Consider the following 26556-nt stretch of genomic DNA (forward strand, 5'->3'; position numbering starts at 1 on the left):
GCGGCCGGGTCCGCCGACCCGTCCGGCGAAGTACCACGAGCTGAACCGCATTGCGCCGCACGGAGGTTCACGCACAGGGGCCGAATCGGCCATTCTCGATCCGGCCACCGGGCCGCTCCGTGAACGGACCAGCGATGGCTAGGTTGACCGTGACAACGAGAGGCGGCTGCCGGGCAGTCGGCGCCGCCCTGGCGAAAGGTGCCGACATGCAGGTGAGCGTCGACCGGGACCGTTGCTGCAGCTCCGGCATGTGCGTGACGAACGCCCCCGAGGTCTTCGACCAGGACGACCGGGACAGTCTCGTGAAGCTCCGTCAGACCGTCGTGCTGCCCGAGCAGTTCGACGGCGTGAGGCTCGCCTCCGAGCTCTGCCCGGGCCGGGCGATCACCGTCACCGGGGACGAGCCCGCGCGGACCGGGGTCTGACGGACCCCCGCCGCCGGCCCCGCAGGCCGCCGGGAACCTTCCCGGGCCCCGAACCCCACGAGAACACCCGCGACGTGAGGAGACCCCCGCCTTGACCACCGCACCCACCACCCCCGTCCTCGCACTGCCGGCCCGGCACTCCGGCGGCTGCCCGTTCGGCCCGCCGCCCGCATACCCCGAGGCCGCCGCCACCGGGCCGATGACCAGGGCCGAGCTGCCCGACGGCGACCTCTGCTGGCTGGTCACCGGCTTCGCCGAGGTCCGCACCGTGCTGTCCGACCGCCGGTTCAGTGCCGACATCCGCCACCCGACCTTCCCGCTGCTGATCGCCGGCGCTCGCGAGCTGATCACCGACAATCCGGACTTCCTGCGGCTCGACGACCCCGAGCACGCCCGCCAGCGCCGCATGCTCACCGGGGAGTTCCTGGTCAAGCGGGTGGAGGCGCTGCGCCCGGAGATCCAGCGGATCGTGGACGAGGCACTGGACCGGATGACCGCGGGCCGGACCACGGCCGACCTGGTCACCGACTTCGCGCTGCCGGTGCCCTCGCTGGTGATCTGCCTGCTGCTCGGCGTGCCCTACGAGGACCACGACCGCTTCCAGCGCCTGAGCCGCACGATGCTCAGCCAGGAGAGCACCGTGGAGCAGCTCCGTGAGGCCCAGGAGGAGGTCCGGGACTACCTGTGCGACCTGACGGCCCGCAAGCGCGCGCAGCCGGAGGACGACGTCCTCAGCCGACTCGCGGCGCGGGACGACCTGACCCCGGACGACGTGGCCGGCATGGGCGTGCTGCTGCTGGTCGCCGGGCACGAGACGACCGCGAGCATGATCGCGCTGTCGACCGCGCTGCTGCTGGAGCACCCCGAGCAGATCCCCGGCCTGGCCGACCCGGCCACCCTGCCGGGCGCGGTGGAGGAGCTGTTGCGGCTGCTGACCATCGTGCACACCGGCCTGCCCCGGGTGGCGCTGGAGGACGTGGAGCTGGGCGGCGTCACCGTCCGGGCCGGGGAGGGCGTGATGGCGATGCTCTCCACCGCCAACCGGGACGAGGCGGTGTTCGGCGGCGCCGGCCATCGGGCGACGGACGAGCTGGACCTGCACCGGGACGCCCGGCGGCAACTGGCGTTCGGCTTCGGCGTGCACCAGTGCCTGGGCCAGCCGCTGGCCCGCGCCGAACTCCAGATCGCCCTGGAGACGTTGTTCCGCCGGCTGCCGGGGCTGCGGCCGGCCGGCGAGCGCGAGTTCCGTACCGATTCGTTCATCTACGGGATCAGGTCACTGCCCGTGACCTGGTGAGCGGGGCCCAGCGGAGAGCTCTCACTGGAGTACGCGTCCCGGGCCCGCAGCCGCAACGACGCCGTCCCCGGCTTCCCTGCCCGTATGCCCGCGCCGCGTCACCCGCCGCACCGCCCGGTCGCCTTCCGCCCGCCGACTCACCCGCCTGCCGGCACCAGGCTGGCCGAACAATCCCCCTGAACCGAACACACCGCGCCCCGGACCACTTCGGTCCGGGGCGCGGTGTTCGGTGCAGGCGGGTCGTCAGGCCTTCGGGCCGGTGGCCTGGACGACGTCGAAGGACCAGAGGGTGGAGCCGGTGGCGGCGGGGCGCTTCGGGGCCTCGCCCTCCGGGGCGGCCGGGCGGTGGGCGGCCTGCATCGGGCCGGAGAGCCAGGCCTGGAAGGACTCCTCGTCGCGCCAGCGGGTGTAGACCAGGTACTGGTCGGTGCCCTCGACCGGGCGCAGCAGCTCGAAGTACTCGAAGCCGTCGGAGTTCTCCACCGCACCGGCGCGGGCGGCGAAGCGCTTCTCCAGTTCCTCCCGCTGCTCAGCGGGGACGGTCAGGACATTGATCTTGACGACGGACATGCCGTACCTCCTCAGGGTTGCTCTGAGAAGGCAGTCTCCTACACCTCACGCGATCCACGGCGGGGTGACCCTGTCCCCGGTGTCCAGGTTGTGGGCCGTGGACGGCGCCGGGGAGGCGACCACGGCGGTGAAGCCCTCGTCGGAGCGCAGCCGGCGCGGGGCGTCGGCGGGCAGGACGAGGGTGTCGCCGGCGCCGAGGAGGAGTTCCTCGCCGTCCAGTTCGACGACGGCCGAGCCGGTGAGGAAGGTCCACACCTGCTCGGTGTCCATGGCGTGCCGGGGGCCCGTGCAGGCCGACTCCATCTCGACGCGCCACACCGCGAGGCCGGTGCCGCCCTGGGTGGGCGAGGCGCAGGTGGTCATGACGGCGTTGGGGGTCTCGGTGCGGCGGGCGTCTGCGTGGCGGATGACGGACAAGAGCGGGTGACTCCTCTAGAATGGACAACCAGATTGTCTATATGGTCAACGAGGTTGTCTATCGTGTCAACAGAGCAGGCCAGACCGGGTTTTGAGCTGCCGCTGCGGCTGCTGTTCGCCTTCCGGCTGATCATCGACGAGCTGCACGAGCGGCTCGCCCGCGAGGGGCACCCGGACATGCGGCCGATGCACGGGTTCGTCTTCCAGGCGGTCGGGCCGGACGGCACCACGGCCGTCGAGCTGGGGAGACGGCTCGGGGTGTCCAAGCAGGCGGCCGGAAAGACCGTCGAGCAGCTCGAACGGCTCGGGTACGTCGAGCGCGGCAGCGATCCGGCGGACGCCCGACGGAAGGTGGTCCGGCTGACGGCACGCGGGGTCGACGGCCTGGTCCGCTCGGCCCGGATCTTCGACGAGCTGCGGGAGGAATGGGCCGAGCGGCTCGGCGGCGAGGAGCAGCTGCGCGGGCTGGAGGACGCGCTGCGGACGCTCGCGCCCGGGAACCCGTTCCAGCTGGACACCCCCCGGTGGCTCGGGAGCGCCTGACCGTCAGAAGGAGCGGCCCTCGCCGTGGTACGGGTGCTCGGGGCCGGTCCGGTCGGGGCGGTCGCGGGGGTCGGCGCAGAGGGTGGAGGCCAGCCGGGTGAGCAGGTCGGCGAGGTCGTCGAACTGCTTCTCGTCCCAGTCGCCGAGGAGTTCGGCGAGCTGCGCCCGCCGGGCCGCGACCAGTTGGAGGGCCGCCGCCTCGCCCGGCTCGGTGAGGCGCAGCGGCAGGCCGCCGGTGCGGGCCGCCAGGCCGCGGCCCTCCACCTCGCGCACCGCCTCCTCCACCACCGCGAACGGAATGATCCGGCGCTCCGCCAGTTCGGACGGCTCCACGGAGCCGTGCTGGTGCATCTGGAGGAGCAGCCAGCTGGACGCGGGCTTGAGGTCGAGGCCGGCTCCGGCGGTGATCCGCTTGAACAGGTCGCGCCGCGCCTCCCGGGTGCTCAGCACGGACAGGGCCCGGCTGATCTCGTCCAGGGAGGTGCGCTCCACCGGGTTGACGCCGATCGACTCGCCGAGGTCGGGGGCGGTCACGGTGCTGCGCAGCTTCTGCTCCCGCAGGAACAGCGAGAGGACGAAGGCGACCGCGGCCACCGGCACCGCGTAGAGGAAGACCCGGGTGATCGACTCGGCGTAGGCGTGGTGGATCCCGTCCTGGATCGCGGTGGGCAGGCTGTCGACGACGCGCGGGTCGGCGGCCACCGCGTCGAGGTCGAAGCCGGGTGGCAGCGGGATGCCGGCCAGGGCGTCCCGCAGCCGGCTGTTGAGGCCGGACGCGAAGACCGTGCCGAAGACCGAGACGCCGACGGAGGCGCCGATGGAGCGGAAGAAGGTGGCGCCGGCGGTGGCGACGCCGAGGTCCTGGTAGCCGACCGAGTTCTGCACGATCAGCACCAGCACCTGCATCACCAGGCCCAGGCCGAGGCCGAAGACCAGGAAGTAGCAGCTCATCACGAAGGTGCTGGTGTGCTCGTCAAGCAGGGAGAGCAGCAGCAGGCCGACGACGGTGATGGCGGTGCCGGCGATCGGGAAGATCCGGTAGTGACCGGTGCGGGCCACGATCTGACCGGAGCCGATCGAGGTGACCAGCATGCCGATCACCATCGGGAGCATGTGGATGCCGGACATCGTCGGCGAGACGTTCATGACGACCTGGAGGAAGGTCGGCAGGTAGGTGAGCGCGCCGAACATCGCGAAGCCGATCACGAAGGAGATGACGGCCACCAGGCTGAACGTCCGCGAGCGGAACAGCCGCAGCGGCAGGACGGGCTCGACGGCGGTCCGCTCCACCAGGACGAAGGCCAGCAGCAGGACCAGGCCGAGCACGCCCAGGCCGATGATCTGCCAGGAGTCCCACGCCCAGGTCGTACCGCCGAGCGAGGTCACCAGCACCACACAGGTGGCGACGGCGGCGATCAGCACCGTGCCGAGGTAGTCGATCCGGTGCCGGCGCCGGGTCTGCACCCCGTGCAACACGGTCGCGATCACGACGAGGGCGACCACGCCGATCGGCAGGTTGATGTAGAACACCCAGCGCCAGCTGAGGTTGTCGACGAACAGCCCGCCGAGCAGCGGCCCGAGCACGCTGGTGACGCCGAAGACGGCGCCGAAGACGCCCTGGTACTTCCCGCGGTCCCGGGGAGGCACGAGGTCCCCGACGATGGCCTGGGAGAGCACCATCAGGCCGCCGCCGCCCAGGCCCTGGACGGCGCGGAAGGCGATCAGCTCGCCCATGTTCTGGGCGATGCCGCACAGCACCGAGCCCAGCAGGAAGATCACGATGGACGCCTGGAAGAAGACCTTCCGGCCGTACATGTCGCCGAGCTTGCCCCAGAGCGGGGTGGCGGCGGTGGACGCGAGCAGATAGGCGGTGACCACCCAGGAGAGGTGCTCCAGACCGCCGAGGTCGCTGACGATGGTGGGCAGGGCGGTGGAGACGATGGTCTGGTCGAGCGCGGCGAGCAGCATCGCCAGCAGCAGGGCGCCGATCGACAACCACAGGGCGCGCCCGGTGACCGGGGTCGGCCCCGGTTCGCCCGCCGGCGCCCGGTCGGACGCGGCGATCGGATCCGTCATGGCGTCTCCGTATCCGTAGCGGCTCGGCGGTGATCACTCTCGGCTCACCATGCTGTCAGAAATGCACCGGTTCGCGCGTTTTGAGTTGAGCCGAACGTAAGACTGTCAGGTCGTGCGACGTTCAGGTCGACACATCGACCGTTCCCCGGTTCCCAACCCCCACCAACCGGCACAAGGCCCCCACCACGGGCCGGACGCCCCTGTCCCCCCTCAGGGACGTCCTGCATAATCAGGCCCGTCCCCGTCCGAAACACGCGTCCGACCGCAGCCCGAGTCCGGGACCGCCACCGACCGAGAACCGAGGAGGGCCGGCCGATGCCGGACCAGCACTGCCCGATGTGCGGCACCGCCCGCTCCACCGGGTGCGGCTGCCTCGTCCCGGACGGCAGCCTCGACGAGACCGCCGTCCTGCCGCACCTGGAGGGCCCGCCGCTGGTCCGCCCGTACGTGCCGCAGGCCGTCGGCCAGGTCGCGGACGACCCGCCGGCCGGGGTGGCCGTCCACCCGTACGCCGAGCCGCACCACGACCCGCACCACGCCCCGCCCCCCGGAGCGGCCGCCGACCCCTTCGGCACGGCCGTGCTGCCGCCGCCCGCCGTCCCCCCGCTGGGCCCGGACGCCGACGCCTACGCGACCACCGTGCTGCCGCCCGTCGCCTCCGCCCCGCCGTTCCCGCCGCAACCCCAACCGCAACCGCAGCCGCAGTCGCCGTTCCAGCAGCCCCCGTACCAGCCCCCGCAGCCGCCCGCGCCCACCGGGAGCGCGCCCGAGGACGGGCACGGGGCCGGGGATCCGGCCGAGGACGAGCTCGGCGTGTTCCCGTTCGCCCACGCCGCCCCCGACGCCGCCGCCCCCGGCGGCGGCCGGGCCGCCCGGCGCTCGGCCGAGCAGCAGGACGCCCGCGGCCCGCTCGCCCGCCGCAAGGGCCTGCTGATCGCGGCCGGCGCCGGCCTGCTGGCCCTCACCGTGGGCCTCGCCTACGCGATCACCCCCTCCTCCGGCCCGGACGACCGGGCCGCGCCCGCGCCGACCGCCACCCTCGGCCTCACCCCGGTGGACCCGACCGTCCCGGCCCAGCCGAGCCCGAGCGCGGCGCCGCCCACCTCGGACACCCCCAGCGCGACGCCCACGCCCAGCCGGAGCAGCGCCAAGCCCTCCCCGGCCCGGACGACGGCCGCCAGCCCGCCCCCGGCCGCACCCGCGCCCGCGACCACGGTGGCCGCCGCTCCCCCGGCACCGGTCCCGGTGCCCGCCCCGGCGACCACGCCGCCGTCCACGGCCCCCACCGCCCCGGCACCGGCCCCCACCACGACAGCGCCCACCGCCGCCCCGAGCGCCACTCCGACCCCGACCCCGACGGTGCGCGTCCTGGAGTACGGCATGGAGGGACCCGACGTCCAGGCGCTCCAGCGGAAGCTCAGCGTCGTCATCTGCTGGGAGAAGGTGCCCCCGACCGGCAAGTACGACGACCGCACCAGGCTGATCGTCACGTACTTCCAGGACATCTACAGCATCCGGGGCGACACCCGCGGGGTCTACGGCCCGGTCACCCGCGCCGCGCTGGAGGCGCGCAACAGCTGCTGAACGGGTGCCGGGCCGCCCGCCGGGTCAGCCCTTGATCGCCTGGAAGATGCTGAACGCGGCCATCAGCACCATCACGCTCGCCGCGACCCGGATGATCATCTTCATCGGCACGTGCTTCAGCAGCTTCTGCCCGCCCAGGATCGCGATCCCCGCGACGGCGCACAGCGCCAGCCAGGCGCCCAGGCCCACGGCGAGCGGGTCGGCGTACTTGGCGGCCAGGTTGGCGGTCATGATCTGGGTCAGGTCGCCGAACTCGGCGATCGCCACGACCACGAAGCTGGCCCCGGCGACCTTCCAGAAGCTGTTGGCGGACGGCTCCTTGGCGGCGTGGCCGTCCTCGTCCTCGCCCCCGCCGTGGAAGAGCAGCATCGCCGCGCCGGCCAGGAACAGCACGCCGGTGACGCCCTCCACCCAGCGGTGCGGCAGCAGCGAGAGCAGGTGGCCGGCGACCAGCGCGATGCCCACCTGGAGGGCGAAGGCGGCGGCGATCCCGGCGAAGACGTAGCTCGCCCGGTACTTGGCGCCGAGCATCAGGCTGGCGAGAGCGGTCTTGTCCGGCAGTTCGGACAGGAAGACGATGCCGAACGTGATCGCGGCGACGGTCAGACTCATCGGGGGTGGTGTCCCTCGGGTACGGGCCGCCGGACCGCAGCAGCTCCGTCAGGGGTCGCTCCGGCCCGACAGCACTGGTTGGCAATCCACGGGACGCGCACGACGCGCGCCCGCACACACAGCACTGCGGCCGAAGGTCTCGCCGGCACCGCTCGCGGAACCGCGGTGCCCCGGGCGCCGGGCCCCGAGGGGCCAGTATGTCGACGGTCCGGTGGAGGGCTACTCCCCTTCAACGCGGACCAGCCTACCCGATCGGGCCTCCCGGCCGTCCGGCGCGCACCAGCCCCCGGCCGACCAGCTCCAGCACCACCACGACCGCCACCGACTCCACCGCCAGCAGCCCGATCAGCACGAACAGCTGCACCGCGCCCGCCTGGACCGGCGAGGCCCCGCCGAGCAGCATGCCGACGAAGGCGCCCGGCAGGGTGACCAGGCCCACCGTCCGGGTCTGGTCGAGCGCCGGGACGAGCGAGGTGGCGGCGGCGGTGCGGCAGATCTCCATCCGGGCGTCCCGGTCCTCGAAGCCGAGCGCCAGCGCCGCCTCGACCTCGCCGTGCCGCTGGCGCAGCTCGTCCAGGGCGCGCCGCCCGGACAGCGAGGTGGCGGTGAGCGCGCCGCCGATCAGGATGCCGGCGACCGGGATGACCGACAGGCCCTTCGGCGGCAGCAGCCCGCTGCCGAGCAGCAGCACCAGCACCGGCAGCACCCCGGCCCCGATCGGCGCGGCCGCCCACAGCCACCCGCGCCCGGGGGCCGGCACCATCCGCCGCCCGGCGGTCCGCACCGCGACCGTGAACATCAGCAGCACGAAGAGCGCCGACCACCAGCGCGAGCCGACCACCCAGGTGATCACCAGCGCGACGGCGGCGAGCTGCACCACCGCGCGCAGCCCGGCCCGCAGGACGGCGCGCCCCTGGCCGAGCCGCCCCCAGCCGGCGACCGCGACCGCGGCCAGCAGCAGGACGGCGGTGGCCGCGCCCAGCCCCGGGGAGACCGGCAGCAGCTGCCCCGCGTCGGCGAGCGGCGCGGCGGCCCACCCGCCGGACACCGGTCAGATCCAGCTGGTGAACCACATCCGGTCCTGCCAGGACGACATCGGGATCACCTCCGCCGTGTACAGCGGGTAGAAGAAGGCGAAGCACGCCACGATCGCCAGCACGATCAGCCCGGCACCGACCGCGCCGATCCGGCGCCGCTCGGGCGGGCAGCCCTCCGGGCCGAGCATCGCGCCCAGCATCTGCGCCACGGCCAGGCAGAGGAAGGGGACGAGCACCACCATGTAGAAGGAGAAGACCGTCCGCTCCTGGTACTGGAACCACGGCAGGTAGACGCCGGCGACGCCGCACAGCACCGCGCCGGAGCGCCAGTCGCGGCGGAAGAACCAGCGCCAGAGCAGGTAGACCAGCGCGAAGCAGGCCGTCCACCAGAGCAGCGGGGTGCCGAGGCCGAGGATCTGCGCCGCGCAGCCGCCGGAGTCGGTGCAGCCGCGCTGGCCGGCCGGCACCTGCTCCCAGTACATGGAGACCGGCCGGCCCTGGACCAGCCAGCTGAACGGGTTGGACTGGTAGGTGTGCGGGCTGCTCAGGCCGGTATTGAAGTCGTACATCTGGGCGTGGTAGTGCCAGAGGCTGCGCAGCGGCGCGGGCACCCAGCTCATCGACACCTGCGGCAGCCCGATGCCGAGGACGCTGTCCGGGGAGAGGCCGGCCCGGTCGTCGGCCCAGTGGCGGTCGAAGCCGCCGCCGGTGAACAGCCAGCCGGCCCAGCCGCCGACGTAGACGACGAACGCGGAGCCGACCATGGCGAGGAAGGCGGGCAGCGCGTCGAGCCGGAGCATCGCGCGCCAGGAGCGGCGGGCGCCGGCCCAGCGGCGGCCGGAGCGGTCCCACAGCACGGTGAGCAGGCCGAAGGCGGCGAGCACCATGACGCCGTTCCACTTGACCCCGGTGGCGGCGCCCAGGCAGAGCCCGGCGGTGATCCGCCAGGGCCGCCACCCGAGCCGGACGGTGCCGCCGCCGCCGTCCGGCAGCACGGCGGCGAGCCGGGCGCGGGTGTGGTCGCGGTCGATCAGCAGCGCGCCGAAGGCGGCCAGGACGAAGAACATCTGGACGCCGTCGAGCAGGCCGACCCGGCTCATCACCAGCTGGAGGCCGTCGACGGCCATCAGCAGGGCGGCGGTGCAGCCGATCAGGGTGGAGCCGAAGAGCCGGCGGCCGATCCGGGCGAGCATCAGCACGGTGACGGTGCCGAGCAGCGCGGTCATGAACCGCCAGCCGAAGGGGTGCAGGCCGAAGCCCCACTCGCCGAGCGAGATCACCCACTTGCCGAGCGGCGGGTGGGCGATGAACTCGGGCGCGGAGGTGAGCGGGATCTGCTGCGGGACGGCCAGGACCTGCTCGTTCGCGTGCTCCGACCAGGTGCCCTCGTAGCCCTGCCGGAGCAGCGACCAGGCGTCCTTGGGGTAGTAGGTCTCGTCGAAGACGAAGGCGTTGGGGTAGCCGAGGTTCCAGAACCGCAGCAGCCCGGCGAAGAGCGCCACGGCGATCGGTCCGAGCCAGTCCGAGCGGTCCGCCGCCCGGCGCAGCAGGCCCCGCCGCTCCGGTGCCGGGTCGGCCGGGGCCGCTGCCGCCGGGGGGTGGGTGAGCGCCGCTTGCGTCATGGTGTCGGTTGCCTCGCCGGTTCGCCTGTCTCGCCTGTGCCGTCCGCCGGCACGATCCGCCGGTGGCCGCGGTCGGCCCGCACCGGCCGGGGGCGGCCTGGACCGGCCCGGACGACCGCGGCCGGACGGACGACAGCCACCGACACTATGTGCCGGTGGGCGCGAAACCAAGCGCGACGGGCGCCGGACAGGTGACCTGTCCGGCGCCCGTCGGGGCACGTCCGCCCGGGGGTCAGGCGGCCGCCCGCAGTTCGCGGACCGCCGGGGCCGGGGTGCGGACCGGGGCCGCGGGGGCCTGCTCGCCCCCGGCGGAGCCGGCGGGCGCGTTGTCCTGGGCCGCGGTGAGGTACGGCCGCAGGCGCAGCGCCAGGACGACGATCAGCACGGTGGAGCCGGCCATCGCCGCCAGGTAGAGCGGCCAGGTGCCGGAGCCGACCATCAGGACGCCCACGGCCGGGCCGACGGCGATCGCGACCTGCTTCACCAGGGCGTACCCGGCGTTGTAGGTGCCGAGCAGCCGGGCCGGGGCGAGGTCCGCGACGATCGGGCCCATGGTCGGGGCGAGCAGCGACTCGCCGACCCCGAACAGGGCGTAGATCGAGACGATCGCGACCGTGGCGGCCAGCGCCTCGGTCCGGACCAGGCCGGCCACCAGGGCCATCGCCCAGGCGCCGAGCCAGACCACGCCGGCGGCGGCCATCGCGGTGGTGCGCCGGCGGCGGGCGGTGATCCGCACCATGAACATCTGCAGCACCACGATGGTCAGCGCGTTGGCGCCGATGGCGATGCCCAGGGTGGACGGGGCGGTGCCGACGGTGTCGGTGGCGAAGGCCGCGACACCGGACTCGAACTGGCCGTAGCAGGTGAAGAAGATCAGCCCGGCGAGGACGCTGAGCCGGAGCATGGCCTTGTCCGCCAGCAGCGCGCGCAGGCCCTGCGGGCCGTCGTTCTGCTCCTGGACGAGCAGCGGCGCGGCGTTCGGGATCCGGGCGGTGCCGGTCACCAGGGCCAGGCCGAGGAAGGTCGCGGCCTCGATGGTGAACAGCCGGGTCAGGCTGGCCGGGTCGGCGACGTCCACGATCTGCCCGCCGACCAGCGCGCCGATGCCCATGCCCAGGTTGATCAGGGTGAACTGCAGCGCGAAGGCGTGCGAGCGGGTCGCCGCGGTGGAGCAGCGGACGATCATCGTGGCGAGCGCCGGCTGGCAGGTGGTGACGCCCGCGCCGAACAGGAACGCGGAGACCAGCAGTGCCGGGGTGCCGGTGGCGTGTCCGAAGGCGAACGCGCCGGTGGCGGCCAGCGCGGCGCCGGCCAGCAGCACCGGGCGCGGCCCGTACCGGTCGATGCCGCGGCCGGTGAACGGCAGGACGGCGAGCGCGGCCAGCGCGAAGACGGTGAACACCATCCCCGCGGCCAGCGAACCCAGCCCCCGCACCTGGTCCACGTACACGAACATGTACGGCATCGTGAACCCGCTGCCGAACGCGCTGAGCGCGTTGCCGATCTGGACGCGGCGCAGCGGGCCGCCCGCCCCGCGTCGCTGCTGCCTCTGCTGCTTCACCGTGCCGGTCACCGTGCACACCCCTTCACTGCGGTCGGAGCCGTCAGGGCTCCGTCAGTTTCGTTGCGTACTCTTAAGGGAAGAAGACTTAAGAGCTAAAGTTTGACTCTAAAGTCTTAGCACCAGAAGAGTGCTGAGTCAAAGGCTTAAGGAGTGCACTTCACATGGGACACTGGTCCGCATGACTGCAGAGAAGCCCGCGCCGGCCACCCCCCGCGAGCTGGGCATCGCCGAGCAGGTGGCGCTCTACCAGCGGGAATTCCCCACCGTCGACCCGCAGGTGGAGACCATCGTGCAGACGCTCTCCCGGGTCGCCCGGCGGATGACCGTCGCCTACGACCGGCAGTTGACTGTGCTCGGAATCACCTCCGCCGAGTGGGAGGTGCTCAAGGCCCTGGTGGTCGCCGGCAGCCCGTACCGGCTCGGGCCCGGGGAGCTGGCCAAGCGGCTCGGGCTCACCCCCGCCGCGATGACCCACCGGATCGACCGGATGGTCACCGAGGGGCTGGTCACCCGGGAGCGGGACGAGAGCAACCGGGTCCGGGTGATCATCGAGCTGACCGAGCTCGGCCGGGACAAGTGGCTGGAGTCGATGCGGATGGCCGCGGTCTTCGAGGAGGAGCTGCTCCAGGACGTCGTCGGCGAGGACCGCACCGTGCTCTCCGGGATGCTGGCCCGGATGCTGCGCCGGATCGAGGAGAGCCGGCCGGACGCCCCGGGGCGCACCGCCGACCCGGCCTGAGCCGGGCGCGGGGTTCGGGGCAGACAGAAGTCCGGCCCGCCGGGGGACTCCCCCGGCGGGCCGGACTCTTCGTGCGCGGTGCGAGGTCCGTCAGGCCCTCATCCGATCAGTGGCGGTTCAGCAGGCGCCGTTGTCGGTCCAGACACCCCAGGCGCCGCTGGCGCTCGGGTCGTCGCCCTTGGTCCACCACTTGTTGGTGTAGTAGTGGCCCTTCCAGGAGACCTTGGTCGGGGTGGCGTAGGTGGCGGCCGCGTCCCAGCTCGGGGCGCCCGCGCAGCCGGCCGGGGTGGTCGGCGGCGTGGTCGGCGGGGTCGTGGGCGGGGTGGTCGGCGGCGTGGTCGGCGGAGTCGTGGGCGGGGTGGTCGGCGGCGTGGTGGTCGGCGGGGCCGGGCAGGCCGCGGCGGAGCCGTTGGTGGCCTCGACCATCTTGTCGAACAGCGCCGTCTTGGTGCCCAGGTCGTACAGCGAGAAGGCGAAGGAGCCGCCGAGGCCGTTGCAGTGGGCGTAGTCCAGCTTGGCCTGGATCGAGCGGGAGTCCTCACCGGACCAGAAGACGTTGCCGTCGTAGAAGTACGTCGCCTTGGCCGTGTCGTCCCAGTAGGTCTTCGACGGGTTGTCGACGAAGCCGGCCAGCTCCTTGTACATCTGGATGCCGGCGACGCCGCCCGAGAGCGGGGCGCCCGGGGCCGGAGCGGTGGCGGACTGGAACAGGCCGTTCTTGCCGTTGTTCGGCACGCCGGTCCAGCCGCGGTAGTAGAACGGCACACCGACGTTGATCTTGTTCGCGGGGAACCCGCCCGCGATGCCGTACTGCGGGTCACCGGCGGTGTAGGCCTTGATGGCCGCGTCCACGTTGTACTTGCCGTTGCCGCCCGGGACCGGGTTCATCGGGTCGTCGGGGCCGGAGTAGATCGGGGCCTGGTGGTTGGTCGGGCCCTTGGCCTCCCAGCCGCCGTGCATGTCGTACGTCATGACGTCCAGGAACGTCAGGTACTGACCGATCTTGTCGGTCTCGACGTTCTTGATCTTGTCCTGGCCGGCGCCCACCGCGGCCGCGGTGTAGTACTGCTTGCCGTCGGTCTTGCCCTGCGCGTCCAGCTGCTCGCGCAGCTCCTTCAGCAGCAGGGTGAAGTTCTGCTTGTCGTTCGGGCTCGACAGGTTGCCGGTGTGGCCGCCGCCGCCCGGGTACTCCCAGTCGATGTCGATGCCGTCGAAGATGCCGGCCGCCGTGCCCGGGCCGCCATAGCCGGCCTCGGAGGGCAGGTTGCCCTTGATGAACATGTCGATGCAGGACGAGACCAGCTTCTTGCGGGAGGCGTCCGTGGCCGCCGCCGACGAGAAGTACTTGGAGTAGGTCCAGCCGCCCAGCGAGATCAGGATCTTGAGCTTCGGGTTCTTCGCCTTCAGCTTCTTCAGCTGGTTGAAGTTGCCCGCGATCGGCTGGTTCCAGACGTCGCCGACGCCGTCGACCGAGATGTCCGGGCCGAAGCTCTTCTGGTAGTCCGCGAACGCGTCCGCCGCACCGTCACCCGCGTTGGGGTTGTTCTCGTCCTGGCTCGCGGCCTTGGTGGCCTGGAAACAGGTGCCGTTGGTGGGGTGGATGTTGGCGAACGAGTAGATCAGGTAGTCCAGCTTCCCGGCGACGCCGGTGTCCTGGATCGTCTTGGGGTAGTACGCGTTCGAGTAGATCGACCACTGGTCGAAGTAGGCGACCTTGATGCCACCGCTGGTGGCGGGCGCGCCGGTGCTGTTGCCGACGGCGGCGTTGGCGGTGGCGCCGCCGCTGAGCGCGAGGCCCGTGCCGAGCAGCAGGGAGGCCGTGGTACCGGCGGCGATCGCGGTCAGGCTCTTGGACCGCTTGCGACGGCCGCCCTCCTGAACCGGGGCCCCGGCCCTTTCGATGCGTGAACGGAGCATGGGTGCGTGACTCCTGGGTGTGGGGGATTCCGACCTGTCCCGGGACGCAGGTACGGGGTGGGGCCGTACGACCGGGACATGACAGAACGGGATGGGGGAATCGAGCGGAACATGCCTTGACGGACGCCGGGATATGCCGAACCGGCGTCAGCGGCGAACCGCTGACGCCGGCTCAGGGGCTCCCTGCACCTGGGGACTAAAATGGACTAGACCAACTACCCCGTCAAGAGGTGGTGGTGCGGCTTGAGCCGCCGTTAAGGTTCCCCGGAAACCCGCATGCCCCCGCTGACCTGCGGGTCAGCGGGGGCATGCGGGACGCGTCGAACCGCCCGGCGCGGGGCCGGCGGTGCTCAGTAGCGGACGGCGTTGGCGACGACGGCCTTCACCGAGCCCGAGAGGTCGCGGTTGCTCTGCGCCTTCGCCTCGGTGCTCTGACCGGCCGCCAGATCCGGCACGGTCACCGCGGTCACGTCCAGCAGATTGCCGCTGTCGTCGGTGAAGTTGACCTGGATCACGTACCGGCCGGCCTGCTGCCCGTGGTTGGTGACGGTCAGCGTGGCCTCGGCCTTGTCGTTGACGATGGACACGGCCCCGACCGCGATGTCCCCCTTCGCGTCCAGCCCGCCCTTGATCCCGGCGATCGCCGAGGAGGCCTTCGCCTGCGCCGAGGCGACCGCGGAGGCCGCCGACGAGGAGAGCCCGCTCGCCGCCGTGCCCAGGGCCGCGCTCGCCGCCGAGGCCGCGGCGGAGGCGGCGCCGGCGATCGCCGAACCCGCCTGCGCGGCGGCCGAGGAGGCCGCGCTGCCGGTCGCGCCCCCGTTGCCGTCGGAGGAGCAGCCCGCCAGCGCGGCCCCGCCGAGCAGGGCCGCGACCAGGGCGGCGGCCAGCGCGCGGCGCGGGTGGCGGACGGCGGGGGCGTGCGGGTCCGCGGCGGTCGGCCGGGGCGGGGCCGCGGGGCTGCGGGTCGGCTGGCGGTCCATCGGGGGTCCTCGATTCTGCGCCGGTGGCGTCTGGCCCGCGCCGGGGTGTCCGGCGCGCCTCCCCGCCCACGTTCCGGGGCCCGGGCGGCGCCCGCCAGCAGGACTGGGGCGTTCGGGTGAGCCCGGGCCGCGGGCCCCCGGGCCGCGAGGGCGCCGCGGGCTCAGGAGAGCCCCGCGCCGTCCTGCGTCTCCGCCTCCACCGCCGCGCGCTCCTCCGCCAGCCGGACGGCGTGCCGGCGGCGGGCCACCACCCCGTACGCCGAGGCCGCGCTCGCCGTGAAGGCCAGCAGGCCGGTCCACGGCCGGTTGAAGGCGTGCCCGGTCAGGTGGTCCAGCGAGTACCGGCCCGGCCCGGCCAGGCCCAGCGCCAGACCGGTCGCGCCGAGGAACGCCGGGTACTCGTAGCCGCCGGACATCGCGAAGAACCCCGCCGGGGCGTGCACCGCGACCGCGCCCGCCATCGTCCCGGCCACCACCGCGCCGGCCGCCGGCGTGGCCAGCCCGGCCACCAGCATCGCGCCGCCGCCCGCCTCGCCGAGGCCCGCGGCCAGCGCGCTCTGGCGCGGCGGGTGGAAGCCCATCGCCTCCATCGCCTTGGTGGTGCCCTCCAGGCCGCCACCGCCGAACCAGCCGAACAGCTTCTGGGTTCCGTGGGCGATCAGCACCCCGCCCACGGCGCCGCGCAGGGCCAGCAGGCCCAGGTCGATACGGTTCAGAGCCATGTCCTCGTCCCCTTCGGGAGCCCTCCGCCGCGCGGAGGGAAGGTCCGGCTTCCATCGCAGCCGAAACCGCCCGCAGGCTCGACCCGGGGCACCCGTTCGGGCGAATCACGGCACGAACGGGAATAATCCGGACAGGCGTGGCAGCCAGGCGGCGCCGACCTCCGCGGCCATGCTGGGCGCATGTTCGTCTTCGACCTGAGCAGCGCCTTCATCGCCTTCTTCGCCGTGGTCGGCCCGCCGAAGGTGCTGCTGTCCTTCGCCCGGCTGGCCTCCACCCGGAGCGCCGGGGAGCTGCGGCGGCTGGCGGCCTGGAGCACGGTCATCTCGGCCGTGATCGGGGTGGTCCTCGCCTTCAGCGCCGACTTCGTCACCTCGCTGTTCCACATCAGCGACCAGTCGCTCCAGCTCGCCGGCGGGCTGATCTTCTTCGTCTACGCGGTCGCGCTGGTCTTCGGTGTCCACCTCGGCTCCGGCGCCGACGAGGAGGACGAGCACCTGGCCGGCCCGCTGGTGGACGGCATCCGCGAGCTGATGCTGCCGTACCTGGCCAGCCCGCTCGCCGTCACCGCGGTCCTGGTCGGTTCGCTCGCCAAGGACGACTGGGGCTGGCACGCCACGGTGGCCGGCGCGTACGCCGCCGTGGTGGTGATCAACTTCATCTGCGTCGCCGCGCTCGCCCCGCTGATGCTGCGCACCCACCGGACCTCGCTGGAGGTGGTGGCCCGGCTGCTCGGGCTGCTGCTCGCGGCGGTCGGCGCCGAGCTCTTCCTCGAAGGACTGGCCGGGCTCGGCGTGCACCTGCCCGAGGCGCACTGAGCCGCGCGCCGCGGCGGGGCGGGCGGCGGGCCGCCTCAGCTCGCCGCGGCCAGCCGGACCAGCGCCTCCCCGATCCGGTCGCGCACCAGCGGGTCGGCGACCAGCCCGTCCGCGCCGACGTCCCCGCGCGCCAGCGGCACCCGGACGCAGGCCGCCTCGACGACGGCCGCCCCCGTGTAGCGCAGCACCGTGCCCAGCGCCGCCTCGGCGCCCAGGCCGCGGCCGGTCCCCGCGGCGTTGATCCAGGCGGCCGGCTTGTCCGCGATCTCGACGCCGCCGACCGTCCAGTCCAGCAGGTTCTTGAAGGCCCCGGGCAGGGTCCCGGCGTACTCGGGCGTACAGATCAGCAGGGCGTCGGCGGCCTCGACCGCCGCCCGCAGCGCGGCGACCGGCTCCGGCAGCGGATCGGTGTCGAGGTCCGGGTTGAAGTGCGGCAGCCCCGCCAGCCCGGTGTAGTAGGTGGTCGCGACGCCCTCGGTGGCCAGCGCCACGGCGGCGGCGGTGCGCAGCACGGTCTCGTTGACGGACCCGGCGCGCAGGCTGCCCGGGAGCAGCAGGATGTGACGGTCGTTCGGCATGGGGAGGAACCTATCGGCCGGCTCAGGGCACGACCACCGGCCGCCAGGGAACGGGGCTGGAGAGGATCATCGAACTGGCCGGCTGCCCGTAGCCGCCGAGGCGGTCGATGAGGGCCTCGAAATCGGCCATCGCGGGAACGGCGACCAGCAGCACGCAGCAGGCCCCGCCGGTGACCCGGTGCAGCTGGAGCACCTCCGGCCAGCCGGCCACCGCCGGGTCGCGCAGCACGCAGCGCGGGCCGTAGCACTGGAGCTGCACCAGCGCGGTGATGGGCAGGCCGGAGCGGGTGAGGTCGACGTGGGCGTGGTAACCGGTGATCACCCCGTCGGCCTCCAGGCGGCGGACCCGTTCGGCCACGGCGGGTGCGGAGAGGCTCACCCGGCGGGAGAGTTCGTTGTAGGAGAGCCGCGCGTCGGCCTGCAGCTCGGCCAGCAGTCGGCGGTCGACGGCGTCCACGGCGGCTCCTGAGGGTGTGGTCCGGTTGGCTGGATCCCGCTGCTTTGCGATCGTGAAGAGGATCGGGAAAACACCTCTCGTACGACAGGCGCGGCCGCGGTTGCCGTGCCCGCCGCCCATTCAAATGCGCGGCGGGCCGCCGCACAATGGGGCCCCGGTACTCGCCGAAGACTTCAGGAGGGATCGGGCATGGGGCACGACACGGTGGAGAGGCCCAACCTGTCGTTCGGGCGGGCCGGTGAGCCGGAGCGGGGCACCCCGTACGCGCGCTACGTCCGGCTGGACGAGCTGCACGGCCTGCAGCACCCGCTCAGCGAGGAGCCCGCCGAGCTGTCGTTCATCGTCACCACCCAGGTGATGGAGCTGCTGTTCGGCCTGCTCCGGCACGAGTGGACGCTCGCCCAGCAGGCCCTGCGCGCGGACGACCTGCCGGGCGCGCTGGCCGCGCTGCGCCGGGGCACCCACGTCCAGGACGTGCTGGTGGAGTCCTGGGACCTGCTGGCCACGCTCACCCCGCGGGAGTTCAACGCCTTCCGCCCGCTGTTCGGCGAGGCCTCGGGCTTCCAGTCCTCGGCCTTCCTGCAGCTGGAGTTCCTGCTCGGCAACAAGAACGCCGCGCTGCTGAACATGTACCGGGACAGCCCGCGGACCCACGCCGAGCTGGACGCCGCGCTGCGCGCCCCCGGCCTGTACGACGACGCGCTCGCGCTGCTCGCCCGCCGCGGCCTGGCCGTGCCGGACACCGTCTCCGCCCAGCGGCACCAGGCCGACGAGGCGGTCGCGGCCGCCTGGCGGCGGGTCTACACCGAGGCGGAGCACGCCGGGCTGCTGCCGCTGGCCGAGGCGCTGCTGGACGTCGCCGAGCGGGTGACCCGCTGGCGCCAGCGCCACCTGGCGGCGGTCAAGCGGGCGATGGGCGGCAAGCCGGGCTCCGGCGGCTCCAGCGGACTGACCTGGCTGCGCCGCTCCGCCGAGCAGGACGTCTTCCCCGAGCTGTGGGCGATCCGGGACGGGCTGTGACGGCGCCGCGCCCGGCGGGCATCAAGCGGTGGGCAGGGAGCGGCGGCCCGGAGCGGGCCGCGGGCACGGGCGACACGATGGAGGGGCAGGGCATGATCACGCGCGAGGAGTGCGCGGCGCTGGACGCCGCCGACCCGCTGGCGGCGTTCCGCGAGGAGTTCGCCCTGCCGCCGGGGGTGATCTACCTGGACGGCAACTCGCTCGGCGCGCTGCCGGTCCGCACCTCCGAGCGGGTGCGGACGGTGGTCGAGCAGGAGTGGGGCCGGGAGCTGATCCGCAGCTGGAACGACGCGGGCTGGTTCGAGCAGCCGTACCGGCTGGGCCGGCGGATCGCCCCGCTGGTCGGGGCCGCCCCGCAGGAGCTGGTGGTGTGCGACACCACCTCGGTGAATCTGTTCAAGGTGCTGGCGGCGGCGCTGCGGCTGCGCCCGGGCCGCTCCGCCGTGCTGGGCGACCGCGCGGCCTTCCCGACCGACCTCTACATCGCCGAGGGCGTGACCGGGCTGGTCCCGGGCGCCCGCAGCGTGCTGATCGACCCGGCCGAGCTGGACGCGCACCTGGACGGGGACGTCGCCGCGGTCGTCCTCTCGCACGTCGACTACCGGACCGGTGAGCTGCTGGACATGCCCGGGATCACCGCCCGGGTGCGGGCCGCCGGGGGCCTGATGATCTGGGACGTCTGCCACTCGGTGGGCGCGCTTCCGGTCGAACTCGCCGCGAGCGGCGCCGACTTCGCGGTCGGCTGCACCTACAAGTACCTGAACGGCGGCCCCGGCTCGCCGGCCTTCCTGTACGTCGCCGAGCGGCATCTGGCGGCCGGGCCGCTGCAGCCGCTGAGCGGCTGGTTCGGGCACGCCCGGCCGTTCGCCTTCGAGCCCGGCTACGCGCCGAAGGAGGGCATCGGCCGCTTCCTCACCAGCTCGCCCTCGCTGCTCGGCCAGGCCGCGCTGGAGGCCTCGCTGGACGTCTGGGAGCGGGCCGACCGGGCCGCCGTCCGCACCAAGAGCCTGGCGCTGACCGATCTGTTCATCGGCCTGGTGGAGGGCCTGGACGGCATCGAGGTGGTGACCCCGCGCGAGCACGCCCGGCGCGGCAGCCAGGTGGCGCTGCGGCACGCCGACGGCTACCCGGTGGTGCAGGCGCTGATCGCCCGCGGGGTGATCGGGGACTTCCGGGCGCCGGACCTCATGCGCTTCGGCTTCACCCCGCTGTACCTCTCGCACACCGAGGTGTGGGACGCGGCCCGGCACCTGGCGCAGGTGCTGGAGAGCGGCGAGTGGAAGGACGAGCGCTTCTCCCGCCGCGGCGAGGTGACCTGAGGCGAGGGTGACCCGAGGCGGGGCCGGTGGTCCCGCCCCCGGGCCTGCCGGGGACGGGACCGCCGACGTCACGGAGCCGTGAGCTCCTCGATCAGCCTCCCGTACACGGCGAAGGCCGGTTTGGGCGTGTAGTCGTCCCGGAGCAGGCCGAACCGGTGGAACGGGCTCGGGCCGGCGCTGTCCGCGTCGCGCAGGCCGAAGTGGCCGTAGCCGGCGAGGTTCAGCTCGTCGGCGAGGCCCACGACCGTCCGGACCACCTCCTCGACGACCTCGGCCTGCCGCCGCTCCGACCGGTCGGGGCCGGTGGGCCAGCCGTGCTCGCAGATCCGGACCGGCACCCCCGGCCCGATCCCGGCCCGGGTGACGATCTCCCGCCGGAAGCCGGTGAGCACCGCCGCGACCGCCGCGCCGAGCCGCGCGGCCGGGACGGGGCGGAAGACGTCGGGGAAGAAGTCCAGGCCGACGTAGTCGAGCGCGCGGTGGAAGCGCTCGTCGGCGAGCTCGCCGAGGGCGGGCCAGAACGGGGCGGCCGGGTCCGGGTCGAACGCCGCGTTGAACCCCACGGCGAGGTCGAGGCCGAGCGCCAGCGCCTCCTCCTTGGCCGCGACCACCCCCTCGACCAGGGCCCGCCGGACGTTCGGCACGGAGCCGTCGAGCACCGGGGAGTCGGCGTTCGGCTCCTCGCAGATCTGCAGGGTGCCGATCCGCTCCCCTTCGTCGCGCACGGTCCGCCGGACGAACTCCGTCCAGCCGTCCAGCCGGCCGGCCGGCTCCCGGAACTGGAGGACCAGGTCGAGTCGGCGCCCCTCCCGGGCGTACCGCTGCGGGGCGGCCGGGGTGGGCGGGGTGGCCGGCCCCTCGGGGAACGAGCGGTAGGCGCGGACCAGCAGGGTGGGCGCCGCGCCCTGGAGCGCGCGCAGCGCGGCGGTGATCCGCTCCGGGTCGTCGGGGCGGACGGGGGTGATCACGCGGCTCTCGTCTCCGAGCAGGCCGCCGGGATAGACGCCGAAGGTGAAGGTCATGGCCCCACCGTAGCCGAAATTTTTGGAGTCACTGCAAATTTGGTGCGGCGCTAGGATTTGCTCATGGGACTTCGCGAGGAGAAGAAGCGGCAGACCCGGACGCTGCTGGCCGACACCGCGACCGCGCTGTTCGCCGAGCACGGGTTCGAGCGGGTCACGGTGGCCGAGGTGGCCCGGGCCGCCGGCGTGGCCGTCAACACGGTGTTCAACTACTTCCCGACCAAGGAGGACCTCTTCTTCGACCGGCAGGACGAGGTGGTGGACCGGCTGGCCCGGGTGGTGCGGGAGCGGCCGGCGGGCGCCTCCCCCGTCGACGCCGTCCGGGCGGAGCTGCTCGCCGGGCTGGACGCCGACGAGCCGACGTACGGGCTGAGCCCGCAGGCCGCGGCGTTCTGGCGGACGGTCGAGGGCAGTCCGGCCCTGCGGGCCCGGCTGCTGGACCTGGGCGAGCGGGCCGAGGAGGCGCTGGCGGCCGCCCTGGCCGAGGAGGCCGGCCTCCCGGCGGGCGCCCCGCTCCCCCGGGTGGTGGCGGGCGCGCTCGCCGGGGCGCACCGGGCGGCGCTGGCGGAGGTCCGGCGGGGCGTGGTGGCCGGCGAGCCGGTGGACGCCGTCCGGGACCGGGTCGTGGCGGCGGTGACGGCGGGCTTCGGCCTGCTGGCGGCCGGACTCGCCGGGTGGCCCTCCGGGCCCGCCGGGCGCGCGGGGGCGTGAACGCGTCGGGCCGCCCGGTCCGGGGGGACCGGGCGGCCCTGGTGGCCGCGGGCTGCGGTCACCCGCAGCCGGCCGCGGCCGGCTGTGTGCGGCTAGCTGTGGCGGCCGCGGCGACGGGCGGCCACGACGGCGAGGCCGCCGAGGGCGAGCAGGCCGGCGCCGGCGAGCCCGAAGACCACGGGAGCGTTGCCCGCGCCGGTCGACGGCAGCTGGCCGCCGCCCCCGCCGCTGTGGCCGGCCGTCGGGTGGTGGCTGGACGGACCGTGGCTGGACGGGCCGTGGCTGGTGGGCGCGGCACTGGACGAGCTGGACGTCGCCGTCGGGCTCGTCGGGGCCGGGGACGTGGTGGTCTCGGTCGGCGTCGGGGACGTCGGCGCCGGCGAGGTGGTGGTCTCGGTGGGCGTCGGGGAGGTCGGCGCCGGCGAGGTGGTGGTCGGGGTCGGCGTCGGGGACGTCGGCGAGGGCGAGGTAGGCGTCGGGCTCGGCGTGACCTCGCAGTCCGGCAGGTCGCCGTCGAACGGGTAGCTGTGGATCTCGTAGCCGCCGTTGCCGGTCTGGATCAGGTTGCCCGCCAGGTACACCCGGCCGTTCAGGCCCGGCATGTTGATGGTCGTGGTGCCGGCCGGGTTGCCCGCCATCACCGAGCCCTGGAACTGCGCGCTGCCGTTGATCTGCGCACCGGTGGACGTGGGGAAGTTCCACATCAGCTTGGAGCGCATCTCGGTGGTCGGGTCGCCCGGCAGGCCGGTGCCCGTGTAGGTGTTGATGACCGGGTCGGCCGACAGCATGTTGACCACGACGGTCGCGCCGGCCGGGATGTTGGCGAACACCAGGCCGATCTGGCCGCCGGTCGGCGAGGCGAGGTTCCCGGTGACGTTGAAGACCTGCTTCATGCTCGTCCCGTCACCGGTGAAGGTCGCCTCGCTGCTGGTGAGCGCGACGGTGCCGGTGGCGGCGGCCCGGCCGACGCAGGCGGAGACGTCCTCGATCTGGGTGAGCACCGACTGGTAGGGGGCGGCGGCGTTCGCGTCCTGGATCGCCTGGCCGGTCGGGTCGATGGCGACCGTGCCGGTGAGCGCGCCCGCGTACCGCAGGTTGCCGAAGGCCTGGCCCTGGGAGTCGCTGCCGCCGATCAGCAGGGAGTTGCCGGGCAGCACGGTGACGTTGCCGCCGACGGTGAGGAAGTCGCTGCCGTTCGGCGGGACGACCCGCGAACCGACGCCGACCACGCCCGCGTTGAAGGCGCCGCCGCCCTGGCTCTTGTCGACGGTGAAGTCCCCGAGGGTGACGATCTTGCCCTCGGCCTCGGCGGCCCGGCCGGTGACCGTGTAGTAACCGCCGGTGAAGACGTTGATGGTGGCGTCCCGGCCCGGGAAGTCGCCGTTGTTCGGCGGCGGCCAGGTGGCCGGACAGTCGGGCCCGCTGCACGCGCCGAGCGGCGGGGCCAGCGGCGCGGCCGAACCGACCGTCAGCACGGCCGCGAACGGCAGCACGGCGGCGGCGGTCGCCACGGCGACCCGGGCGTTGCGGCGGCCGCGGGGGGCGGGGGGCCGCTCCACGGTGGCTCTTCTGTGACCGGGCGTACCGGTTCCCTGACCCATCGACACATTCCTCCGCGCAGAGAAAGGCAGGCGGGGGAGAACACCTGCCGCGTTCCAGTTGATCCTGGATCATCCCGGTCGATTCCCAGAGAATCCAGAGATTCGGGATATCCGACACCAAATCGGACGAACCATACCCTACAGACCATCAGCGTTGAGATGAAAATCCTCCGACCGGGCGAGGCCTTCGTGTCCTCCCGGGCCGCCCGCCGCCCCGCTAGGTTGGGGGCATGACTTCCGCGGGCATGACTTCCGACGCGATCGCCACCGTCGCCACGAGCGCCGACGTGCTGCGCCACCCCGGGGCCGGCGAGCACCTGCTCACCGCCGTGGAGAAGGAGCGCGCCGCCCGGTTCCGGCACGAGTCCGGGCGGGTCGACTTCATCGCCGCGCACATCCTGGTCCGGCTCTGCGCCGCCGAACTGCTCGGCGTCCCGGCCACCGCGCTGACCCTCGCCCAGCACTGCCCCGACTGCGACAAGGGCGACCACGGCAAGCCCCGCCTGCCCGACCACCCCGGGATCGAGGTCAGCCTCTCGCACACCAAGGGCGTGGTCGCGGCCGCCGCCGGACACCGGCCGATCGGCGTCGACGTCGAGCTGACCGACCGCGGCGGCACCCTGCTCGACGTCGCGCCCCGGGTGCTCGCCGCGGCGGAGCTCCGGCAGGTGCGGGAGCACGCCGACCCGGCGCGGGCCTTCCTGCGGCTCTGGGTCCGCAAGGAGTCGCTGATCAAGATCGGCCGGACGACACTCGACGGCCTGGCCGCCGTCGACCTCTCCGGGCTCCCGCTCGACCTGCCCGGCGGCGGGCCGCTGCTCAGCACCTTCGAGGGCCTCCAGTTGCTCGACTGGGTGGACGAGGCGCACGGCGCCGCCGTCGCCGCGGCCTGCGAGGTGGCGCCGCGGGTGGTGGCGCTGGACGCCCTCTGAGGCCCGACCCGGGTGGGGGCGGAGGCCGGTCGGATAAGCGGTGTTAGCGTCCTGGTCGGGGCGAGGAGAACCGTCCCGGCTGCCCGCACCGCGACCGCCGACGGGCCGCCCCCGTTGAGTCGCAAGGGTGCCCCGCCATGGCCAAGTTCCTGCTGAGCCTGCACGTCCTCGCCTCGGTGCTGTTCATAGGCCCGGTGGCCGTGGCCGTCAGCATGTTCCCGCGCCGGGCGAAGGCCGCGCTGGCGGGCGGGCCCGAGCAGGCCGCCGACGCCGGCATGCTGCGGCTGCTGCACCGGATCACCCAGGTCTACGCGCTGCTCGGGATCGCCGTGCCGGTCCTCGGCATCGGGGTCGCCCAGGTGATGGACGTGCTCGGCCAGTCCTGGCTGATCGTCTCCATGGTGCTGACCGCCGTCGCGGCCCTGGCGCTGCTGCTGTTCGTACTGCCCGCCCAGCAGGCCGCGGTGGACGCGCTCGGCCTGGAGTCCGGCTCGGAGGACCACGGCAAGGCCGTCAAGGGGCTCGCGCTGCTGCCGATGACGGCGGGCGTCTTCAACCTGCTGTGGGCGGTCGTCGTGGTGCTGATGATCATCCGGCCCGGTTCGACCACCGGTGCCTGACGCCGGGCTCCCCCGGTAGTACTGTCCGGCCATGACGATCATGGCGGGGATGGGGCCGGAGACCGCCGGGACCGGCGTGGGCGTGCTGCTGCGCGGCTGGCGGGAGCGGCGCCGGCTCAGCCAGTTGCAGCTGGCCCTGCGGGCGGACTCCTCGGCCCGGCACATCAGCTTCATCGAGAACGGCCGCGCCCGGCCGAGCCAGGAGATGGTGCTCAGGCTCGCCGAGCACCTCGACGTCCCGGTCCGCGAGCGCAACGCGCTGCTGCTGGCCGCCGGGTACGCGCCGCACTACCCGGAGAAGCGGCTGGACGACCCGGCGATGTCCGCCCTGCGCTCCGGGATGGAGCGGCTGCTGGCCGCGCACGACCCGTACCCGGCGCTGGTCGTCGACGGGACCTTCCAGGTCCTCGCGACCAACCGGGCGCTCGGGCTGCTGCTCTCCGGGGTCGCCCCGCACCTGCTGGAGCCGCCGCTCAACGCGATGCGGATCACCCTGCACCCGGAGGGCGTCGCACCGCGGATCGTGAACCTGCGGCAGTGGCGGCGGCACCTGCTGGAGCGGATGGAGCAGCAGGTCGGGCTGGTCCGCTCGCAGCCGCTGCGGGCACTGCTGGAGGAGGTCCGGGCCTACCCCGAGCCGCCCGCCGCGGCGGCGGAGGGGGACGAGGAGGACATCACCGAGCTGTTCCCGTTCGCGCTGCCGCTGCGGATCGCCCACGAGGGGCGGGTGCTGTCGTTCCTGTCGACGATCGCGACCTTCAACACGCCGATGGACGTCACGGTCTCCGAGCTGGCGATGGAGACCTTCCTCCCGGCCGACCCCGGGACCGCCGCCTACCTGCAGGCCGTCGTCGGCGCCGTGCGGTAGCGGCGGTCAGCGGGCGGGCGGGGCGGGGTCACTCGGGCAGGCGGCGCAGGGCGGTGAACTGGAGGGCGGCGAAGAGGGCCACGGTGGCGGCCTGGAGCGGGATCCAGACGTAGCCGGCGGTGGTCGGCTCGAACCACAGCTCCATCGCCACCACGCTGAGCACCGTCCAGACCAGGTTGATGTCGATCACCGCCCGCACCGCGAGGCCCGGCGGCTGCGGGCGGGCCGCCAGCAGGCCGACCGCGAGGCCGAACACCGCCAGCACGGCGCCGAGTTCGAGCAGGGTGGAGCGGCCGACGCCCAGCAGCTCGCCGAGCGGGCCGGGGAAGGCCAGGTAGGCGAGGCCGTTGCCGCCGCTGACGACGGCGTCGAGGACGAGCCACCGGCGCAGCGCCGTCCGGGCGGCGGGGGCGGTGCGGGGGGCGGTGGTCAGGGTGTGCGCGGACACGGCGGATCGGCCTCCGGAGCAGGGTGGGATCCCGGTCGGCGGTGCCGCCGCCGGGTGGG

The 26556-nt window shown here is 73.8% G+C and carries 27 protein-coding genes; 12 read left to right on the top strand and 15 right to left on the bottom strand.

Annotated features, from left to right (window positions below; genetic code table 11):
• Positions 1-206: 206 nt before the first annotated feature.
• Both ACFC0B_RS36200 and ACFC0B_RS36205 read left to right on the top strand, forming a co-directional pair.
• A complete protein-coding gene (locus ACFC0B_RS36200; RefSeq protein ID WP_376096110.1) occupies positions 207-425 on the top strand; it encodes a ferredoxin in 219 nt (72 codons plus the stop codon).
• Between the two features lie 91 nt (positions 426-516).
• Positions 517-1722, top strand: a complete 1206-nt coding sequence (locus tag ACFC0B_RS36205) for a cytochrome P450 (RefSeq protein ID WP_376096113.1) — start codon at positions 517-519, stop codon at positions 1720-1722.
• Positions 1723-1965: 243 nt separating this feature from the next.
• Here ACFC0B_RS36205 and ACFC0B_RS36210 read toward each other — a convergent pair whose 3' ends face one another.
• Both ACFC0B_RS36210 and ACFC0B_RS36215 read right to left on the bottom strand, forming a co-directional pair.
• Positions 1966-2292 (bottom strand): antibiotic biosynthesis monooxygenase family protein, encoded by a 327-nt coding sequence (locus ACFC0B_RS36210; RefSeq protein WP_376096116.1) that lies wholly within the window; start codon positions 2290-2292, stop codon positions 1966-1968.
• A 45-nt stretch (positions 2293-2337) separates the two neighbouring features.
• Positions 2338-2709 carry a cupin domain-containing protein gene (locus ACFC0B_RS36215; protein ID WP_376096119.1) on the bottom strand — a complete coding sequence of 124 codons (372 nt, stop codon included), beginning with the start codon at positions 2707-2709 and terminating at the stop codon, positions 2338-2340.
• 63 nt (positions 2710-2772) lie between these two features.
• On the opposite strand from ACFC0B_RS36215, the gene ACFC0B_RS36220 reads away from it, so the two are divergent.
• The gene (locus ACFC0B_RS36220; protein WP_376096122.1) at positions 2773-3252 is read left to right on the top strand and encodes a MarR family winged helix-turn-helix transcriptional regulator; all 480 of its coding nucleotides are present in this window, start codon (positions 2773-2775) and stop codon (positions 3250-3252) included.
• Positions 3253-3255: 3 nt separating this feature from the next.
• Here ACFC0B_RS36220 and ACFC0B_RS36225 read toward each other — a convergent pair whose 3' ends face one another.
• Positions 3256-5328: a DHA2 family efflux MFS transporter permease subunit gene (locus ACFC0B_RS36225; RefSeq protein ID WP_376096125.1), complete on the bottom strand. Its 2073-nt coding sequence runs from the start codon at positions 5326-5328 to the stop codon at positions 3256-3258.
• 315 nt (positions 5329-5643) lie between these two features.
• On the opposite strand from ACFC0B_RS36225, the gene ACFC0B_RS36230 reads away from it, so the two are divergent.
• Positions 5644-6912, top strand: coding sequence for a hypothetical protein (locus ACFC0B_RS36230; protein WP_376096128.1), 1269 nt, complete (start codon positions 5644-5646; stop codon positions 6910-6912).
• Positions 6913-6936: 24 nt separating this feature from the next.
• Here ACFC0B_RS36230 and ACFC0B_RS36235 read toward each other — a convergent pair whose 3' ends face one another.
• From ACFC0B_RS36235 to ACFC0B_RS36250, 4 genes are all read right to left on the bottom strand, one after another.
• Positions 6937-7524, bottom strand: a complete 588-nt coding sequence (locus ACFC0B_RS36235) for a TMEM165/GDT1 family protein (protein WP_376096131.1) — start codon at positions 7522-7524, stop codon at positions 6937-6939.
• A gap of 244 nt (positions 7525-7768) precedes the next feature.
• A complete protein-coding gene (locus tag ACFC0B_RS36240; protein WP_376096134.1) occupies positions 7769-8572 on the bottom strand; it encodes an ABC transporter permease in 804 nt (267 codons plus the stop codon).
• 3 nt (positions 8573-8575) lie between these two features.
• Entirely contained in the window at positions 8576-10183 is a 1608-nt protein-coding gene (locus ACFC0B_RS36245) for a dolichyl-phosphate-mannose--protein mannosyltransferase (RefSeq protein ID WP_376096137.1), read from the bottom strand.
• 232 nt (positions 10184-10415) lie between these two features.
• Positions 10416-11756 carry an MFS transporter gene (locus ACFC0B_RS36250; protein ID WP_376096140.1) on the bottom strand — a complete coding sequence of 447 codons (1341 nt, stop codon included), beginning with the start codon at positions 11754-11756 and terminating at the stop codon, positions 10416-10418.
• 169 nt (positions 11757-11925) lie between these two features.
• Here ACFC0B_RS36250 and ACFC0B_RS36255 point away from each other — a divergent pair, with 169 nt between their 5' ends.
• Positions 11926-12486, top strand: coding sequence for a MarR family winged helix-turn-helix transcriptional regulator (locus ACFC0B_RS36255; protein WP_376096143.1), 561 nt, complete (start codon positions 11926-11928; stop codon positions 12484-12486).
• A gap of 117 nt (positions 12487-12603) precedes the next feature.
• Here ACFC0B_RS36255 and ACFC0B_RS36260 read toward each other — a convergent pair whose 3' ends face one another.
• From ACFC0B_RS36260 to ACFC0B_RS36270, 3 genes are all read right to left on the bottom strand, one after another.
• Positions 12604-14403, bottom strand: a complete 1800-nt coding sequence (locus ACFC0B_RS36260; protein ID WP_376096146.1) for a glycosyl hydrolase family 18 protein — start codon at positions 14401-14403, stop codon at positions 12604-12606.
• Positions 14404-14753: 350 nt separating this feature from the next.
• The gene (locus ACFC0B_RS36265) at positions 14754-15383 is read right to left on the bottom strand and encodes an FxLYD domain-containing protein (RefSeq protein WP_376096149.1); all 630 of its coding nucleotides are present in this window, start codon (positions 15381-15383) and stop codon (positions 14754-14756) included.
• Positions 15384-15544: 161 nt separating this feature from the next.
• The gene (locus ACFC0B_RS36270; RefSeq protein ID WP_376096152.1) at positions 15545-16105 is read right to left on the bottom strand and encodes a DoxX family protein; all 561 of its coding nucleotides are present in this window, start codon (positions 16103-16105) and stop codon (positions 15545-15547) included.
• Positions 16106-16285: 180 nt separating this feature from the next.
• Here ACFC0B_RS36270 and ACFC0B_RS36275 point away from each other — a divergent pair, with 180 nt between their 5' ends.
• Positions 16286-16921, top strand: a complete 636-nt coding sequence (locus tag ACFC0B_RS36275) for a MarC family protein (protein WP_376096155.1) — start codon at positions 16286-16288, stop codon at positions 16919-16921.
• 35 nt (positions 16922-16956) lie between these two features.
• Here the strand turns inward: ACFC0B_RS36275 and ACFC0B_RS36280 are convergent, their stop codons facing one another.
• Positions 16957-17499 carry an NADPH-dependent FMN reductase gene (locus ACFC0B_RS36280; protein WP_376096158.1) on the bottom strand — a complete coding sequence of 181 codons (543 nt, stop codon included), beginning with the start codon at positions 17497-17499 and terminating at the stop codon, positions 16957-16959.
• Positions 17500-17521: 22 nt separating this feature from the next.
• Complete coding sequence (locus ACFC0B_RS36285; RefSeq protein ID WP_376096161.1) at positions 17522-17956, bottom strand: Lrp/AsnC family transcriptional regulator; 435 nt, start codon at positions 17954-17956, stop codon at positions 17522-17524.
• Between the two features lie 189 nt (positions 17957-18145).
• Between ACFC0B_RS36285 and ACFC0B_RS36290 the strand changes: the two genes are divergently transcribed.
• Together ACFC0B_RS36290 and kynU are read left to right on the top strand one after the other, a co-directional pair.
• Positions 18146-18976: a tryptophan 2,3-dioxygenase gene (locus ACFC0B_RS36290; protein ID WP_376096164.1), complete on the top strand. Its 831-nt coding sequence runs from the start codon at positions 18146-18148 to the stop codon at positions 18974-18976.
• Between the two features lie 92 nt (positions 18977-19068).
• Complete coding sequence (gene kynU, locus ACFC0B_RS36295; protein ID WP_376096167.1) at positions 19069-20295, top strand: kynureninase; 1227 nt, start codon at positions 19069-19071, stop codon at positions 20293-20295.
• A 68-nt stretch (positions 20296-20363) separates the two neighbouring features.
• Here kynU and ACFC0B_RS36300 read toward each other — a convergent pair whose 3' ends face one another.
• A complete protein-coding gene (locus tag ACFC0B_RS36300; RefSeq protein ID WP_376096170.1) occupies positions 20364-21317 on the bottom strand; it encodes a hypothetical protein in 954 nt (317 codons plus the stop codon).
• A gap of 63 nt (positions 21318-21380) precedes the next feature.
• Between ACFC0B_RS36300 and ACFC0B_RS36305 the strand changes: the two genes are divergently transcribed.
• The gene (locus ACFC0B_RS36305) at positions 21381-22028 is read left to right on the top strand and encodes a TetR/AcrR family transcriptional regulator (protein ID WP_376096173.1); all 648 of its coding nucleotides are present in this window, start codon (positions 21381-21383) and stop codon (positions 22026-22028) included.
• 92 nt (positions 22029-22120) lie between these two features.
• Here the strand turns inward: ACFC0B_RS36305 and ACFC0B_RS36310 are convergent, their stop codons facing one another.
• Positions 22121-23587: a choice-of-anchor A family protein gene (locus ACFC0B_RS36310; RefSeq protein ID WP_376096176.1), complete on the bottom strand. Its 1467-nt coding sequence runs from the start codon at positions 23585-23587 to the stop codon at positions 22121-22123.
• A gap of 272 nt (positions 23588-23859) precedes the next feature.
• Here ACFC0B_RS36310 and ACFC0B_RS36315 point away from each other — a divergent pair, with 272 nt between their 5' ends.
• From ACFC0B_RS36315 to ACFC0B_RS36325, 3 genes are all read left to right on the top strand, one after another.
• Positions 23860-24561, top strand: coding sequence for a 4'-phosphopantetheinyl transferase family protein (locus ACFC0B_RS36315; RefSeq protein WP_376096179.1), 702 nt, complete (start codon positions 23860-23862; stop codon positions 24559-24561).
• A gap of 137 nt (positions 24562-24698) precedes the next feature.
• Positions 24699-25181, top strand: a complete 483-nt coding sequence (locus ACFC0B_RS36320) for a hypothetical protein (RefSeq protein ID WP_376096182.1) — start codon at positions 24699-24701, stop codon at positions 25179-25181.
• Positions 25182-25212: 31 nt separating this feature from the next.
• Entirely contained in the window at positions 25213-26049 is an 837-nt protein-coding gene (locus ACFC0B_RS36325; RefSeq protein ID WP_376096185.1) for a helix-turn-helix domain-containing protein, read from the top strand.
• Positions 26050-26077: 28 nt separating this feature from the next.
• On the opposite strand, the gene ACFC0B_RS36330 is transcribed toward ACFC0B_RS36325, so the two are convergent.
• Positions 26078-26497, bottom strand: a complete 420-nt coding sequence (locus ACFC0B_RS36330; RefSeq protein ID WP_376096188.1) for a hypothetical protein — start codon at positions 26495-26497, stop codon at positions 26078-26080.
• Positions 26498-26556: the final 59 nt, after the last annotated feature.

The organism is Kitasatospora sp. NPDC056184 (assembly GCF_042268405.1).
GTDB lineage: Bacteria > Actinomycetota > Actinomycetes > Streptomycetales > Streptomycetaceae > Kitasatospora.

Coding starts and splice junctions, on each gene's coding strand:
- ACFC0B_RS36200 (WP_376096110.1), top strand. CDS start 207: ATGCAGGTGAGCGTCGACCGGGACCGTTGCTGCAGCTCCGGCATGTGC.
- ACFC0B_RS36210 (WP_376096116.1), bottom strand. CDS start 2,292: ATGTCCGTCGTCAAGATCAATGTCCTGACCGTCCCCGCTGAGCAGCGG.
- ACFC0B_RS36225 (WP_376096125.1), bottom strand. CDS start 5,328: ATGACGGATCCGATCGCCGCGTCCGACCGGGCGCCGGCGGGCGAACCG.
- ACFC0B_RS36230 (WP_376096128.1), top strand. CDS start 5,644: ATGCCGGACCAGCACTGCCCGATGTGCGGCACCGCCCGCTCCACCGGG.
- ACFC0B_RS36235 (WP_376096131.1), bottom strand. CDS start 7,524: ATGAGTCTGACCGTCGCCGCGATCACGTTCGGCATCGTCTTCCTGTCC.
- ACFC0B_RS36245 (WP_376096137.1), bottom strand. CDS start 10,183: ATGACGCAAGCGGCGCTCACCCACCCCCCGGCGGCAGCGGCCCCGGCC.
- ACFC0B_RS36255 (WP_376096143.1), top strand. CDS start 11,926: ATGACTGCAGAGAAGCCCGCGCCGGCCACCCCCCGCGAGCTGGGCATC.
- ACFC0B_RS36260 (WP_376096146.1), bottom strand. CDS start 14,403: ATGCTCCGTTCACGCATCGAAAGGGCCGGGGCCCCGGTTCAGGAGGGC.
- ACFC0B_RS36265 (WP_376096149.1), bottom strand. CDS start 15,383: ATGGACCGCCAGCCGACCCGCAGCCCCGCGGCCCCGCCCCGGCCGACC.
- ACFC0B_RS36270 (WP_376096152.1), bottom strand. CDS start 16,105: ATGGCTCTGAACCGTATCGACCTGGGCCTGCTGGCCCTGCGCGGCGCC.
- ACFC0B_RS36275 (WP_376096155.1), top strand. CDS start 16,286: ATGTTCGTCTTCGACCTGAGCAGCGCCTTCATCGCCTTCTTCGCCGTG.
- ACFC0B_RS36280 (WP_376096158.1), bottom strand. CDS start 17,499: ATGCCGAACGACCGTCACATCCTGCTGCTCCCGGGCAGCCTGCGCGCC.
- ACFC0B_RS36290 (WP_376096164.1), top strand. CDS start 18,146: ATGGGGCACGACACGGTGGAGAGGCCCAACCTGTCGTTCGGGCGGGCC.
- kynU (WP_376096167.1), top strand. CDS start 19,069: ATGATCACGCGCGAGGAGTGCGCGGCGCTGGACGCCGCCGACCCGCTG.
- ACFC0B_RS36300 (WP_376096170.1), bottom strand. CDS start 21,317: ATGACCTTCACCTTCGGCGTCTATCCCGGCGGCCTGCTCGGAGACGAG.
- ACFC0B_RS36305 (WP_376096173.1), top strand. CDS start 21,381: ATGGGACTTCGCGAGGAGAAGAAGCGGCAGACCCGGACGCTGCTGGCC.
- ACFC0B_RS36315 (WP_376096179.1), top strand. CDS start 23,860: ATGACTTCCGCGGGCATGACTTCCGACGCGATCGCCACCGTCGCCACG.
- ACFC0B_RS36320 (WP_376096182.1), top strand. CDS start 24,699: ATGGCCAAGTTCCTGCTGAGCCTGCACGTCCTCGCCTCGGTGCTGTTC.
- ACFC0B_RS36325 (WP_376096185.1), top strand. CDS start 25,213: ATGACGATCATGGCGGGGATGGGGCCGGAGACCGCCGGGACCGGCGTG.